Origin of the sequence: Kaistella sp., from assembly GCF_049588135.1 — a bacterium.
GTDB lineage: Bacteria > Bacteroidota > Bacteroidia > Flavobacteriales > Weeksellaceae > Kaistella.
The window spans coordinates 1-13,525 of record NZ_JBAVFG010000246.1 but is presented as its reverse complement, the minus strand read 5'-3'; the positions used below and the strand labels follow the sequence as shown (position 1 = coordinate 13,525).

Here is a 13,525-nt window from a genome sequence, read left to right as displayed (position 1 = left end):
GAGAAATGAAAGAATTTTAAAATTCACTTTCATCATTAAATTTTTAGTTAAGAATTAAAGCCATTCAAATTTCAAGCAAAAATTGAAGTATAGAAGATGGAACTGATTACAGAATCTTTTTGTTTAAAAGTATTTGGGCAGTTTCTAAATTTTATTCTTGACTGTAAATAATTTTCTAAATAATAAATTACCAAAAAAATCCCAACCAAAAGGCTGGGATTTTAATATTTTAAAACACTTTTTAATTAAGCGTTCGGTTCAATAGATACAAAAGATCTGTTGTTTTGTTTCTTTCTGAAAACTACTTTTCCTGCTACCAAAGCGTGCAAAGTATGGTCTTTACCCATTCCCACGTTTTCACCTGGGTGGTGAGTTGTACCTCTTTGTCTCACGATGATGTTACCGGCGATAGCTTCTTGTCCTCCGAAAATCTTAACTCCCAATCTTTTGGAATGCGATTCTCTACCATTTTTGGAACTACCAACTCCTTTCTTATGTGCCATTTTATTTTAAGGTTTTTTGGTTAAAATTATTCAGCGGTTTCGCTGTCCGATTTTTTCGTTTTTGCTGCAGGAGCTTCTGCTGCTTCTTTTTTAGCTTTCGGTGCTGCTTTTTTCTCTACTTTTTTAGCATCAAAACCAGTAATACCAGTAATAACGATTTGAGTTAAAGATTGTCTGTGACCGTTTTTCTTTTCGTATCCTTTTCTTCTTTTCTTTTTGAAGATGATTACTTTATCAGCTTTCAGGTGATTGATAATTTCAGCATCAACAGTGATACCGCTTACAGCTGGGGCGCCGATTGTTGTAGTACCGTTTACAGTAAGAAGAATTTTATCAAAAGTTACTTTTGATCCTACATCTCCTTTCAAACGGTTCACAAACAACTTCTGGTCTTGCTCAACTTTATATTGAAGCCCTGCTATTTCTACAATTGCAAACATTGTTTATAAATTTTGTTAGTTAATTCGAGGTGCAAAGATATAAAATAATTTTAGATTTTAAATTATTAATTTTAGATTTTTTCTAATGAGGAATTTATCTAATTTTGAACCAGTTATCTACCATTATGAAAAGAGATTTATACATTGATTTTGCAAAAGGTTTCGCAACCCTCGCTATTATTTTCATCCACACCGTTTTTTGGTCGGGGCAGTTTTATGTACCTACGGAATTAAGGGTTTTATCTTTATTAATCGACGTTCCCTTGTTTTTTGCACTCAGCGGACTCACTTCCGGCGGAAACATCGAAAAAACCCTTTATCGATTATTGAAATTGCAAATCACTTTTATGATTTTCGTAACCTTTCTTTTCTTTTTGGATTATTTCTTCAAAGTTTTTGGTTTAAATTTTTTCGGATTAGATTGGATGAAAAACTTCTACTCCACTTTCGGGGCGAAATATGTTCCCATCAACATTTCCGATATTCCGCAATGGCAAAATTTGGGCAATTGGTATCTTCATCAATACACGAATGCCGATACTTTTCCCGTCGTGATGGGAAGTTTCTGGTATTTGAAAGTTTATTTTATCCTAACCGTTTTCGGAGTTTTAATTCTTAAGTTTTTCCCGAAACACATTAATTGGTTTATAGGACTGTGTTTTGGATCAACCTTGATTTTCAATACATTACCACAATTTTATCCGACTGGTCAAGTTGGTTATGTTGCTTTTTATTTAGGTTTATTTTTAGTCGCTCATCAATTAAAAGGAAAAAAAATTCCGACAAAATGGATTCCTTTTTTATACGGAATTCTAGTTTTAATTCTCATTTTCTTATTCTGGAATTACGGAAAAGAAATCTTTCTGAAAATGAATAAAGCCAAGTTTCCACCGAAATTGCTCTATATTTTTTGGTCCTCGTTTTCATTGCTCACACTTTTCGTTTTATACAACCGATTGAAAATAACGAAAGAAAGTTTCATTACTTATATCGGAAAAAACGCCATCTTTTTCTATTTTGCCCAAGGCATGAGTTCGTCGCTGGTTTATTTCTTAGTCGTTCCCCTAAAAGACAAAATGGCGTGGTGGCTTTTGATGATTTTAATTTACCTCATCAATGTAGGCATCGCTGTTTTGATTGCAAAAGGTTTAAAAAAATTAGATACTTTCGGCTGGAAAATTCTGGAATTTTTGCGTAAAAAAACCACATCAATATAAATTTAAGAATCAAACAATGTTTTTGAAATTTCAAGATTTGCCGAAGCATTTCGATTGAATTAAATATTAATTAAATTTGCCCTAAATTCAAGAAAATGTTTAAACTAAAACTCTTAACCGACCCTCGCTGGGCAAATATCGCCGAAGGAAATTTAGAAGAAATCCTTACCGATCATGCTTGGTGCGAGCAAAAAGCGACAACCAACGCCATTACCATCATCACGATGTGTCCAGAATATCCAGAAGTTGTAACCGAACTTTTGAAAATCGCGCAGGAAGAGTTGGAACATTTCCAAATGGTTCATGAAATCATCAAAAAACGAGGTTACGAATTCGGAAGAGAGCGAAAAGATGATTACGTTGGGCAACTTTTTAAATTCATTGTTCAAGGCACTCGCAAAGAATATATTATCGATAGAATGCTTTTCGCAGCAATGATCGAAGCCAGAAGTTGCGAGCGTTTCAAAGTGTTGACCGAAAATATTAAAGATGAAGAATTGAAAGTTTTCTATAAAGAATTGATGATTTCCGAAGCCAATCATTACACCACATTTATCGGATTTGCAAGACAATTGGGCAATCCCGAAACCGTCAATAAACGCTGGGAAGAATGGTTAGACTATGAAGCCGAAATCATTAAATCTTACGGAAAAAAAGAAACCATTCATGGATAATATTTTTTTTTAAATTAAAGTGAAATTTTCCTATTTTTACCAATCGGAAATTTAATGATTCCCCGAATCTAACGATGAAAAAACAACGGTTTGAACATACTCTGAATACTTTGGCAAAATCTTTTTTCCAAGGATTATTAATTATCGGGCCCTTTGCACTCACGATTTGGATTATTTGGTACATCGTTTCGAGTATTGATAACATTATTCCGGCGATTTCAGAAAGATTATATCCCGGAATTACTTTTCTTATCGTGATCTTAGGCACCACACTGATTGGTTTTTTAGGAAACAAATTCATCATCGGAAGAATCGTGGTCGATAGTTTCGATTATATTTTGGAACACACGCCGGGAATTAAATTCATCTACACTTCTCTGAAAGATGTAATGACTTCTTTCGTGGGCGACAAAAAAAAATTCAATCAGCCTGTACTTATTAGAACAACAGAAAATCCTGCCATTTGGCGAATCGGTTTTTTAACTCAAAAAGACCTTTCCTCAGTTGGTTTTCCAGATCATGTTGCCGTTTATTTACCGCATTCTTACGCCGTTTCGGGCTGGGTGGTTTTTGTATTGGCGACTAATATTACGATTTTAGAAAATGTTTCTGCAGCACAAGCCATGAAATTTGCGGTAAGCGGTGGTGTTGCCGGTTTCCATTCAGATGATAATGTTTTTAAAGCACCAGAATGATTTGTCATGAGTAATGAGCAATTAGCAATGAGTAATTTTTAACATTTTTTGTTAAGTTTCTTATTTTTATAATTACTCATTATTTATTACCAATTGCTTATTACTAATTACTTATCACTTATTACCCATGAAATTACCTTACGCTGAGCCATTCAGAATAAAAATGGTGGAAGAAATTCACCAATCTACAAAACAAGAAAGAGAAATCTGGCTCAAAAATGCCAACTATAATTTATTCAATTTAAAATCTTCAGAAGTTTTTATCGACCTTTTAACCGACTCCGGAACTGGCGCAATGAGCGATCAACAATGGGGCGCTTTGATGACGGGCGACGAAAGTTATGCCGGATCCAAAAGTTTTGAAGCTTTGCATGAAACGGTGAAAAAAATATCGGGTTACCAATATCTTCTGCCAACGCACCAAGGAAGAGCTGCCGAAAATGTTTTGTTTTCTGTTTTGGTGAAAGATGGCGACATCATTCCCGGAAATTCCCACTTTGACACCACAAAAGGTCATATCGAAATCCGAAAAGCACACGCAGTTGATTGTACAATTGACGAAGCTTTCGACATTGAAAACCTTCATCCCTTCAAAGGAAATATCAATTTAGAAAAATTAGAAGAGGTTTATAAAAGCCATCCGAAAGAGAAAATTCCGTTTTGTCTCATTACGATTACGTGCAATTCTTCCGGCGGACAACCGGTTTCTTTGGAAAATATGAAAGCCGTAAAAGAACTTTCCGACCGTTACGGAATTCCGATTTATTTTGATTCTGCACGGTTTGCCGAGAATGCTTATTTCATTAAAATGCGTGAAAAAGGTCAGGAAAACCGTACCATCAAAGAAATTGCAAAAGAAGTTTTCTCATACGGAGTTGGAATGACGATGAGTTCCAAAAAAGACGGCTTGGTAAATATCGGTGGATTTATCGCTTTGAACGACGAAAATATTTTCCGTGCAGCTTCTAATTTCACCATTATTTATGAAGGATTCATCACTTATGGCGGAATGGCAGGACGCGACATGAACGCATTGGCAGTTGGTTTGAACGAAGCCACAGAATTTGCTTATCTCGAAAGCCGTATTTCTCAAGTTGAATATCTCGGAAACCGATTAATCGAATTCGGAATTCCGGTGCAGAAACCGATTGGCGGACACGCAGTTTTCATTGATTCCTTGAAATTTTTGCCCAATATTCCGAGAGAAGAATTTCCGGCGCAAACTTTAGCGAACGAAATTTACAAAGAAGCGGGAATCCGAACCGTAGAAATCGGGACTTTATTGGCAGATCGCGATCCCGAAACCCGTGAAAACCGCTATCCAAAGCTGGAATTGGTTCGATTGGCAATTCCGAGAAGAACTTATACGAACAATCATATGGATTATATTGCAGTCGCCATTAAAAATGTTTTCGATCGCAAAGACGAAATTAAAGAAGGATATAATATCGTTTGGGAATCTGAGATTTTAAGGCATTTCACCGTGAAATTGGAGGAGGCTTAAAAATGAAAAATTCTTATTAATCATTGTTAGCATTCGAAGCGCTAACAACGCTTAAAAAAAGCGAAGACCAAAATCTTCGCTTTTTTAATTTACTTCATTTACGTTTCCTGTAAATTGGCGTGGGTTTTCACCAATTGCTGCTGCACGTTTGGCGGAACCAATTGGTAATCGACAAATTTCATGGTGAATTTTGCTCGCCCACCCGTTATCGAACGAAGTGTAGAGCCGTAGTCGTGCATTTCTGCCAAAGGAACTTCTGCCAATATTTTTTGGTAATGCCCTTCAGAATCCATCCCCGAAATCATCGCTCTTCTCGTTTGCAAATCGCCCATTACATCGCCGGTATCTTCGTCGGGACAAAGAATTTCCACCGAATAAACTGGCTCTAAAAGTTGCGGTATAGCATTCTGAAACGCTTCTTTAAACGCACCCGAAGCCGCCAACTGAAAGGAAATGTCATTGGAATCTACGCTGTGCATTTTGCCATCGTAAATAATAACCCGAATATTTTGACAACGGGAACCCGTCAACGGACCTTCGCTCATCTGCTGCATAATTCCTTTTTTGATCGCACCAATATAACGGTTGTCGATAGCACCACCAACGATGCACCAATAGAACGCAAGTTTTCCGCCCCAAGGTAAATCTTCAATTTCTTTTTGTCGGATATTAAAACCTGTGGGTTCGTCCATTCCGTCGTAGAAATTTTCAACTCTCATGTGGATTTCTCCGAACTGTCCGGAACCGCCAGATTGTTTTTTGTGGCGATAATTGGCATCAGCTTTTCCAGTAATGGTTTCGCGGTACGAAATTTTAGGTTCTGCAAAATTCATCTTAACGCCGAAACCATCCTGTAGCCGTTCTTTCACCAAATCGAGATGCAATTGGCCCTGGCCATGAAGAATCGTTTGTTTCAGTTCAGCGGACTGTTCTACCTTCAAAGTTGGATCTTCCTCCTGAATTTTATGCAAAGCAGTCACCAATTTTTCCATATCTGCAGCGGCATCGGTATAAATTGCTTTTCTAATACGGCTTTCCGGGAATTCCATCGGACGAACTTTCCGCTGTAAACCTTTTGTATTTAGAGTATGGTTTGAACGTGCGAATTTTAATTTTACGGTAACGCCTAAATCTCCGGCTACCAATTCATCAACAGGAATTCTGTCTTTTCCTTCAGCGACAAACAATTGCGAGATTCTTTCTGTTTCGCCATTTTCAGCATTAACCAGTTCATCGCCAGGTTTCAGTGTTCCACTTAAAACTTTAAAATAAGAAACCATTCCAACTTGTGGTTCAGAGATCGTTTTATAAATAAAAATCGTTGTTTTATCATCAGAGTTATAAGAAACTTCGTCGCCATTTTCCAGTTTTCTGGCAGGTCTTTCAGCGGGTGAAGGAGCGATGTCATCTAAGAATCCCATCAGACGGCCACTTCCCATATCTTTTAAACCGCTCGTTACAAATACCGGAAAGAATTGCTGTTTTGCTAAAGCCAACGTAATCCCTTTTGCTAATTCTTCTTCAGAAAGATAACCTTCTTCGAAATATTTCTCCATTAAACCTTCTTCATTTTCAGCGGCAATTTCTACCAAAGCATTATGCATTTCGTTGACGCGATCGATTTCACTATCCGGAATTGGTTTCTTTTCTGGTTTCCCACCGTCTGCAGGAAATTCGTACATCACCATTCTTAAGGCATCAATAATTGCATTGAAATTAGAGCCTGAATTATAAGGATATTGAATGGGTAAAAGTTTATTTCCAAATCTTTCTTTTGCTTGTTCTAAAGTTTTCTCGAAATCGGCTTTTGGATGATCCATTTGGTTGATGACGAAAATGGCAGGAGTCTGATATTTCACTACATATTCCCAAACGAGTTCGGTTCCTACTTCTACGCCGTTGGCCGCATTCAGCACGATAATCGCGGTGTCTGCAACTTTTAAAGAAGATACTACTTCGCCAATAAAATCATCGAATCCCGGCGTATCAATCATGTTGATTTTATTATTTCGCCAGTTCACGAACATTTGATGAGAAAAAAGTGTTTTTCCTTTTTCATGTTCTAGATCAGTATTGTCGCTCACCGTGTTTTGACCTTCTACACTACCACGGCGCTTGATTGCTCCTCCTTCGTACAACATGGTTTCAATCAATGTAGTTTTGCCACTGTCGGAATGTCCGAGCAAGACCACATTTCGTAGATTTTTGGTATTAGCACTCATAATATTTGATTTTAATAATTTAAGGATAATACTAAAAAGGAAATGACCGGCACTTGATTTTTAGGAAGATAAAGTTACAAAAGATTTAGATTGATTGTACCGAAACTTAGTTTTTAAAGAGGTGATATTTAGCATGATCATCATCGAGTCATCCCATCTGAAAATTGTTTTCAATTCATCATTGACGGTCTCAATGACAGAGCGTTTCCTAAGCAAAATTTTATCACTCATTTCCATCAAACTGTTCTTCATATTATTGCGGATACTGGTTATTAATTGAATACCATCTACAAACAATAATTGATTCAGTTTTAACCTGTGAGGAGCCGTTATCTGATAGCGGCTTCCTTTGTTTTTTAATCGTTTTTTATATTGCTTAATTTTTTGAAATTATATTTGACTCCAATATTGAATATGCTGTTGTCTGTAGAGTTGGGAAAAATGGGAGAAAAACCGTTTTTACTATCCCGATTATTTCCAAATAAATAAGTTTCATAGTTCACAAAAACGGCTGTTTTATTTTTTATAAAATAGGCGAATCCAATACCTGCATTGAAAGTCCCAAAGAATTTCGAAAAATCGGTGTTTTCATTTGATGGATAATAATAATGACTTTCGATTTCCTGATTGAGTGCAAAGCCTGTGTAAAGATTTCCTTTGAAATTATTAATAATACAATATTCCCATTTCAAATTTATAGGTAAGGATATTACTGTTCCCTCAAAATAGCCAGTTTCTGCGTTGTTGGTTGTTCCAGTATTGAAATATTTAAGTCTGCCTATTAAACTCCATTGCTTTGCAAGTTAATATTCTGCCAATATGCCACCTTGAAAAGAATTTTTATTGTGCAAAGAGATAAGTGTGTTATTACCAATTTCAGCACCTAAAAACCAATCATTTTTGTTTTGAGAAAATAAAAAACACGGAGTAATTATAAATAAGATTAAAAATTTCATCATCTAATGATTTAAGGTTCCTATATTAACATCAAATCTTCCTTCCGTAATTTGAGCTTTCTCTGATGGGTTATCTTTATTATAGAGAGTGACATAAAATGTACCCGAATATATGCCTTCATAATAATCAAATTTTGTAATTATTATTTTACCTGAATTGTCTGATGAAAAATAAGTGTGGATAAGATTACTTGAATCCCTAATATGGGCAATTATATGTGGGACATTATTGTTTATTGGAAAATATTCACCATTGGATTGTCCGACAATATATTCTCCCAATCCTTGTGACATATTATTGATATGTATATAAACTTCGTCTCCGTTATTATCTTTCAAATTCGCTATTCTAAAATATTGATAATCGTTTCCAATAGTTGGAGGATGAAAATTGTTTCCTGCTCCAGTTGTTAATCCATAAGCAGGACTTCCTCCAATACTTTGACTCCCATTTTTAGGAATTAGCAGTTTCCCATTAATATAACATCCTGCTGTATTAGCACCAGTTTGTGTTGCAGACGGGAGAATATCTTGTGAAGATTCTTCGTTGCCAGAAGAACTTCTTCCACATGCTATTGCTGCAAATAACAATATTGATAAGAGTAGTGTTTTCATATGAAAAATATTTTCTTTGTTTGATTATAAAGCTATGTTAATTTTATAATTCCACAATAATCATTTTGGACTATCGGTTTTTCTATAATAAAAACAGATAAACAACACAAAATATTGAATAAAATCTTTGTTTTGAAATAATTTTTACTTTTAATGAAACTGCTATTTACTAATGACGGTTATACGAAATTCGGAAGCGGTGGGAGGTGTTTGCAATCTATTTTCTGACACTCAACCATGACGTAAACCAAAAGGGAATGTGATTCAAGTATGATTCAAGTACGGAGCAACTATGGCTCAACCTCTTGGATGTGCTTTCATTAAAGAAACAAGAAGGGTTTTAATGTGCATTTTAAGTACTTTTGGATGAAGTTGAATGTTTTATTAAGTGATTGATTGTCAGGATCAGTAAAGGTAATGAATTATTGAATTGACTGATGATAAACAAAAAAAAAACGGACAAAAATGCCCGTTCCTTAACTCATCAAAAGATTAATTTATTTTTTGATCAAACCGAGTTCAACCAATCTTTCATAAAGAAATTCTCCTGCCGTAGTATCTTCATACAGTTTAGGATGATTCTCATCCACACAGTTTGCTAAAGCATTCAGCGACATATCGCCCACCGGATGCATAAAAAACGGAATCGAATATCTCGAAGTTCCCCACATTTCCCGTGGCGGATTTACCACTTGATGAATCGTAGATTTCAGTTTGTTATTGGTGTGTCTCGACAACATATCGCCAACATTAATCATCAGTTCATCGGGTTGTGCGATGGCGTCGATCCATTCTCCTTCGTGGTTCATTACCTGAAGACCTTTCCCCTGAGCACCCATCAAAAGCGTAATCAAGTTAATGTCTCCGTGCGCAGCTGCTCGAACTGCATTGTCTGGTTCCTGAGTAATTGGCGGATAATGGATTGGTCTCAAAATGGAGTTTCCTTCAGCGACAAATTTGTCGAAATAAAACTCATCTAAACCAAGATGCAAAGACAAAGCCCGCAAAACATAAACGCCGGTTTTTTCCAACATTTTGTAAGCTTCTTTTCCAACAATGTTGAATTTGGGATTTTCTGTAACTTCTACATTGTCTGGATATTCTGTGGCGTATTTTGAGCCGTTTTCCAGATATTGACCAAAATGCCAGAATTCTTTTAAATCTCCTTTTTTGAAACCTTTTGCAGTTTCTTTTCCGAAACCTACATAACCACGCTGTCCGCCGATTCCGGGGATTTCGTATTTCTGTTTTGTTTCTACTGGAAGATCAAAGAATTGTTTTACTTCGTCATAAAGTTCATCAACCAATTGGTCATTTAAGAAGTGACCTTTTAGCGCAACGAAGCCAATTTCTTCGTATGCTTTTCCGATTTCATTTACAAATTTTTGTTTGCGTTCCGGTTCACCCGAAAGGAAATCACGCAAATCCACACTTGGGATCTGTTTCATATTGTTTGATTAAGAATTCGTGGGCAAATTTAAGTTTTTTTAGATTAAAATTTTAATTATCAGTAAATTTGCCACAATCCATTAGATTATGAAACAATTCTCTTCCAAACGAAGCATCCAGATACTCGCCCATTTATTAAAAGAATACGGAATTTTCGATATCGTTATTTCTCCCGGATCCCGGAATGCACCGCTGGCAATTCACTTTTCGGAGATGGATGAAATGAACTGTTACAGTATTGTGGATGAAAGAAGTGCTGCTTTTGTTGGCATGGGAATGGCGCAAAGCATTAAAAAACCTGTGGCTTTAACGTGTACCAGTGGTTCTGCAGCAGCGAATTATTATCCGGCAATTACCGAAGCGTTTTATTCAAATACGCCTTTGCTGATTTTAACTGCGGATCGTCCAATTGACTTTGTTGATCTATTCGATGGACAAACCATTCGCCAGAAAGATCTTTATCAACAGCATTCTTACGGCGATTTTCAGTTGTTGGAAGATTCAATGGAAAATGCCGACGATGAAAATTTCGCCATTATTAAAAAAGCCATCGAAGTGTGTTTTGAAAAACAAGGTCCTGTTCATATCAATATTCCTTTGGAAGAACCTCTGTATAATATGGTTTCCGAACTGCCGAATTTTCTGCCGGTAGAAAAAACCATTCGGGAAAATATGTATGAATTACCTCCCAATTTAGTTGCCGAGTGGAATACTTCGAAAAGAATTATGATTTTGGTTGGCACCAGAGATTATAGTGAAGAGCTGGAAATGCAGCTATCGCAATTTGTTAAAAATCACAGTGTTGTTGTTTTGAAAGAAGCCAATTCCAATTTGAAACACGATAAATTTTTCGCACATATCGACCGCTATATTTTTAATTTTAATGATGCAGATTTTAAAACTTACGCTCCTGATTTATTAATTACAGTTGGACAAAACGTAGTTTCTAAAAAAGTAAAACAGTTTTTGCGAAAAGCAAATCCGAAATGTCATTGGCATATTGATGAGGTTTGGCATCCTGATACGTTCTTCGCTTTGACTGAAAAAATAAAAGCAACTCCTGAGAGATTTTTTGCTAAATTATTGAATTTTATTCCGCTAGAACCCAGTCCATACTTTAACCTATGGGATGTTCTGCGTGATAAAAGAGATTTGAAACACGAAGCGTATTGTCTGAGCACTAATTATTCAGATTTTAAATTGTTCGAAATTCTTTCTTATAAATTACCCGATCATATTAATCTACATTTTAGCAATTCTTCGGCGATTCGGTACGCTCAACTCTTTGATTTTCAAAAGAATACTATTTATTGCAACCGTGGAACTAGCGGAATTGATGGTTCCACTTCTACGGCGATGGGCTTTGCAATGAAATCTCAAAAGCAAACTGTTTTGGTAACGGGAGACCTGAGTTTTTTCTATGATATCAATGGTTTGTGGAACAACTATATTCCGCCTTATACCCGAATTATTATCTTTAATAATGGAGGAGGAGATATTTTCAAAATTATTCCCGGACCGAGTTCTACCAATGCTTTAGATGAATTCATCTTGACGAAACACCACAAAAACTGCGAGCTTCTAGCCAAACATTTCGGATTTTCTTATACCAAAGTTGATGATGAGGACACGCTTTCTCGGGTTTTAGATAATTTCTTTAAACATGATGAAAAGCCGAAAATTCTAGAAGTTGACACTTCTGCAGTTGAAAATGCTGAGGTTTTAAAAGGCTATTTCGAGTTTTTGAAATCATAAATTACATTTCAGTTTGCTCCGCTTTTTTTGGTAAATTTTTAATCTTTTCAATAGGATAACGATAAGCGTCATCTAAATCATTCATCGCGTTAATGAGTTGAAAATGAGAATACTCGCATAAGTTTAGCAATGTGATTTCAGCTTCTTTTATTTTCTTGGATTTAAGTAAATGCTGTCTTTGAACTCCATTTAATAAAAAGGTTTTTGGTGTAAACCAGTCTTTTCCTTTTTTAAATAAAAGATTAGAGTAAGAAGAATCGGTAATATGATTGTTTTTTACAATGATGATTTCTGCGGCTTTCGATAAAATTTTCATTTTTTCGAGTTCTTTTCTGTCCTCAAATTTGAAAGAATAATCGTAAGAATTATTCTCAACCAATTGAAAATTTGCGATTTCAGACATCGCATAGGGAATCATTTGAGTTCGGTATTCCCCTGCTAGATCGTAAGTGATTTTTAGTTTGAAAAGACCATCTTCATCATGTTCTAAGCTTTTATAAATCTCGTCTAAATTGATGAGGTTATTTTTACCAAAATAAGAAAACGTTTCGTTGACTCGTTTCTGATGCTGATCCAAGAGAAATATTTGCTGGTCTTCTACCTTAATACTTTCAATGAATTGGGACATAAATTTTATTTTTCATTTCTTGATGTTCATCGGTAAAATTACTCAAATGGGTGATACCACCACCACTTTTAAAATAAAGTTTTCTATTTTCTTTTTCGATGAAGCGAATCATCACACAAGAATCCAGGTTTTTCCCATCGAACCAACCACAAACTCCTGTATAAAAACCTCGGTCGTAGTTTTCTGCATCGAGAATGATGTCTAACGTTTTTGGTTTTGGCGCACCGAGAATAGAACCGGCAGGAAGTAGTTTTTTCATGATACTTCCTATTTTGTTTTGAAATTCAGGTTTCAACTTTCCTGAAATTTCTGAACTCATGGCATATAAATTTTTATTATTGGTTTGAATGAAATCTATTCGTTGAAATTCATTGACTTTCACTTCATCAGCCACCATGCTTAGGTCGTTTCGTAGTAAATCAACCACCGTGTAATGTTCTGCTTTTTCTTTAATGTCGTTTTTTAAAACTTCAATTGCGTTTTCCGTTGAGGCATCGATGGTGCCTTTCATTGGGTGCGTAAATATTTCATTATCAATGATTTCAACAAAAGTTTCAGGAGAGAAAAACACGAATTCATCTTTGTAAAGAACTTTATATTTTGCTTTTGATAAATAGAAAATTTCTTCTAAACTGAGATTAATTTCGATTTCAGTTTTACAGGTATAATTGGTGAGGTAGGAGTTTCCTAATTTGAGGTTTTGCTGAACTTTATTGAATCCATTTTTGTAAATCTCCTCACTTTCTGGAAATGTCTTTAAGTGAATGTCTTTTTTTTTCGTCAGCCTTTCGATTGCGTTTGTATTATTTTGAAAATCAATCAATAAGCTATTTTTTTGCAATTCATTTCCTGTGTAAACCAGTACGT

At 35.6% G+C, this 13,525-nt stretch carries 13 protein-coding genes and 1 pseudogene; 5 read left to right on the top strand and 9 right to left on the bottom strand.

All coding sequences use genetic code 11. The features are described 5' to 3' along the window. Positions 1–245 precede the first annotated feature (245 nt). Both rpmA and rplU read right to left on the bottom strand, forming a co-directional pair. Complete coding sequence (gene rpmA, locus WBY99_RS13110) at positions 246–503, bottom strand: 50S ribosomal protein L27 (protein ID WP_133439210.1); 258 nt, start codon at positions 501–503, stop codon at positions 246–248. A gap of 26 nt (positions 504–529) precedes the next feature. Continuing rightward, positions 530–943, bottom strand: coding sequence for a 50S ribosomal protein L21 (gene rplU / locus WBY99_RS13105; protein ID WP_423976780.1), 414 nt, complete (start codon positions 941–943; stop codon positions 530–532). 125 nt (positions 944–1,068) lie between these two features. Here rplU and WBY99_RS13100 point away from each other — a divergent pair, with 125 nt between their 5' ends. From WBY99_RS13100 to WBY99_RS13085, 4 genes are all read left to right on the top strand, one after another. Then, entirely contained in the window at positions 1,069–2,160 is a 1,092-nt protein-coding gene (locus WBY99_RS13100; protein WP_423976779.1) for an acyltransferase family protein, read from the top strand. 95 nt (positions 2,161–2,255) lie between these two features. Next, positions 2,256–2,834: a tRNA-(ms[2]io[6]A)-hydroxylase gene (locus WBY99_RS13095; protein ID WP_423976778.1), complete on the top strand. Its 579-nt coding sequence runs from the start codon at positions 2,256–2,258 to the stop codon at positions 2,832–2,834. 74 nt (positions 2,835–2,908) lie between these two features. Next, positions 2,909–3,529, top strand: a complete 621-nt coding sequence (locus WBY99_RS13090; protein WP_423976777.1) for a DUF502 domain-containing protein — start codon at positions 2,909–2,911, stop codon at positions 3,527–3,529. A gap of 127 nt (positions 3,530–3,656) precedes the next feature. Next, positions 3,657–5,033 (top strand): tryptophanase, encoded by a 1,377-nt coding sequence (locus WBY99_RS13085; protein ID WP_423976776.1) that lies wholly within the window; start codon positions 3,657–3,659, stop codon positions 5,031–5,033. Positions 5,034–5,131: 98 nt separating this feature from the next. On the opposite strand, the gene WBY99_RS13080 is transcribed toward WBY99_RS13085, so the two are convergent. The 5 genes and pseudogenes from WBY99_RS13080 to WBY99_RS13060 form a co-directional block, all read right to left on the bottom strand. Then, the gene (locus WBY99_RS13080; protein WP_423976775.1) at positions 5,132–7,255 is read right to left on the bottom strand and encodes an elongation factor G; all 2,124 of its coding nucleotides are present in this window, start codon (positions 7,253–7,255) and stop codon (positions 5,132–5,134) included. Positions 7,256–7,417: 162 nt separating this feature from the next. Continuing rightward, positions 7,418–7,567: pseudogene (locus WBY99_RS13075) on the bottom strand (transposase); the annotation flags it as partial. A 44-nt stretch (positions 7,568–7,611) separates the two neighbouring features. Beyond that, on the bottom strand, positions 7,612–8,037 hold the full coding sequence (locus WBY99_RS13070) for a hypothetical protein (RefSeq protein ID WP_423976798.1): 426 nt from the start codon (positions 8,035–8,037) through the stop codon (positions 7,612–7,614). 177 nt (positions 8,038–8,214) lie between these two features. Beyond that, positions 8,215–8,826: a hypothetical protein gene (locus tag WBY99_RS13065; protein WP_423976774.1), complete on the bottom strand. Its 612-nt coding sequence runs from the start codon at positions 8,824–8,826 to the stop codon at positions 8,215–8,217. 497 nt (positions 8,827–9,323) lie between these two features. Then, positions 9,324–10,274 (bottom strand): isopenicillin N synthase family dioxygenase, encoded by a 951-nt coding sequence (locus tag WBY99_RS13060; protein WP_423976773.1) that lies wholly within the window; start codon positions 10,272–10,274, stop codon positions 9,324–9,326. An 88-nt stretch (positions 10,275–10,362) separates the two neighbouring features. Between WBY99_RS13060 and menD the strand changes: the two genes are divergently transcribed. Then, a complete protein-coding gene (menD, locus tag WBY99_RS13055) occupies positions 10,363–12,030 on the top strand; it encodes a 2-succinyl-5-enolpyruvyl-6-hydroxy-3-cyclohexene-1-carboxylic-acid synthase (RefSeq protein WP_423976772.1) in 1,668 nt (555 codons plus the stop codon). 1 nt (position 12,031) lies between these two features. Here the strand turns inward: menD and WBY99_RS13050 are convergent, their stop codons facing one another. Together WBY99_RS13050 and WBY99_RS13045 are read right to left on the bottom strand one after the other, a co-directional pair. Beyond that, complete coding sequence (locus WBY99_RS13050) at positions 12,032–12,658, bottom strand: aminotransferase class IV (protein ID WP_423976771.1); 627 nt, start codon at positions 12,656–12,658, stop codon at positions 12,032–12,034. Further along, on the bottom strand, positions 12,642–13,520 hold the full coding sequence (locus WBY99_RS13045; RefSeq protein ID WP_423976797.1) for an aminodeoxychorismate synthase component I: 879 nt from the start codon (positions 13,518–13,520) through the stop codon (positions 12,642–12,644). The genes WBY99_RS13050 and WBY99_RS13045 overlap by 17 nt, the downstream gene beginning before the upstream one ends. Positions 13,521–13,525: the final 5 nt, after the last annotated feature.

Coding starts and splice junctions, on each gene's coding strand:
- WBY99_RS13080 (WP_423976775.1), bottom strand. CDS start 7,255: ATGAGTGCTAATACCAAAAATCTACGAAATGTGGTCTTGCTCGGACAT.
- menD (WP_423976772.1), top strand. CDS start 10,363: ATGAAACAATTCTCTTCCAAACGAAGCATCCAGATACTCGCCCATTTA.
- WBY99_RS13090 (WP_423976777.1), top strand. CDS start 2,909: ATGAAAAAACAACGGTTTGAACATACTCTGAATACTTTGGCAAAATCT.
- rplU (WP_423976780.1), bottom strand. CDS start 943: ATGTTTGCAATTGTAGAAATAGCAGGGCTTCAATATAAAGTTGAGCAA.
- rpmA (WP_133439210.1), bottom strand. CDS start 503: ATGGCACATAAGAAAGGAGTTGGTAGTTCCAAAAATGGTAGAGAATCG.
- WBY99_RS13085 (WP_423976776.1), top strand. CDS start 3,657: ATGAAATTACCTTACGCTGAGCCATTCAGAATAAAAATGGTGGAAGAA.
- WBY99_RS13050 (WP_423976771.1), bottom strand. CDS start 12,658: ATGTCCCAATTCATTGAAAGTATTAAGGTAGAAGACCAGCAAATATTT.
- WBY99_RS13095 (WP_423976778.1), top strand. CDS start 2,256: ATGTTTAAACTAAAACTCTTAACCGACCCTCGCTGGGCAAATATCGCC.
- WBY99_RS13100 (WP_423976779.1), top strand. CDS start 1,069: ATGAAAAGAGATTTATACATTGATTTTGCAAAAGGTTTCGCAACCCTC.
- WBY99_RS13060 (WP_423976773.1), bottom strand. CDS start 10,274: ATGAAACAGATCCCAAGTGTGGATTTGCGTGATTTCCTTTCGGGTGAA.
- WBY99_RS13065 (WP_423976774.1), bottom strand. CDS start 8,826: ATGAAAACACTACTCTTATCAATATTGTTATTTGCAGCAATAGCATGT.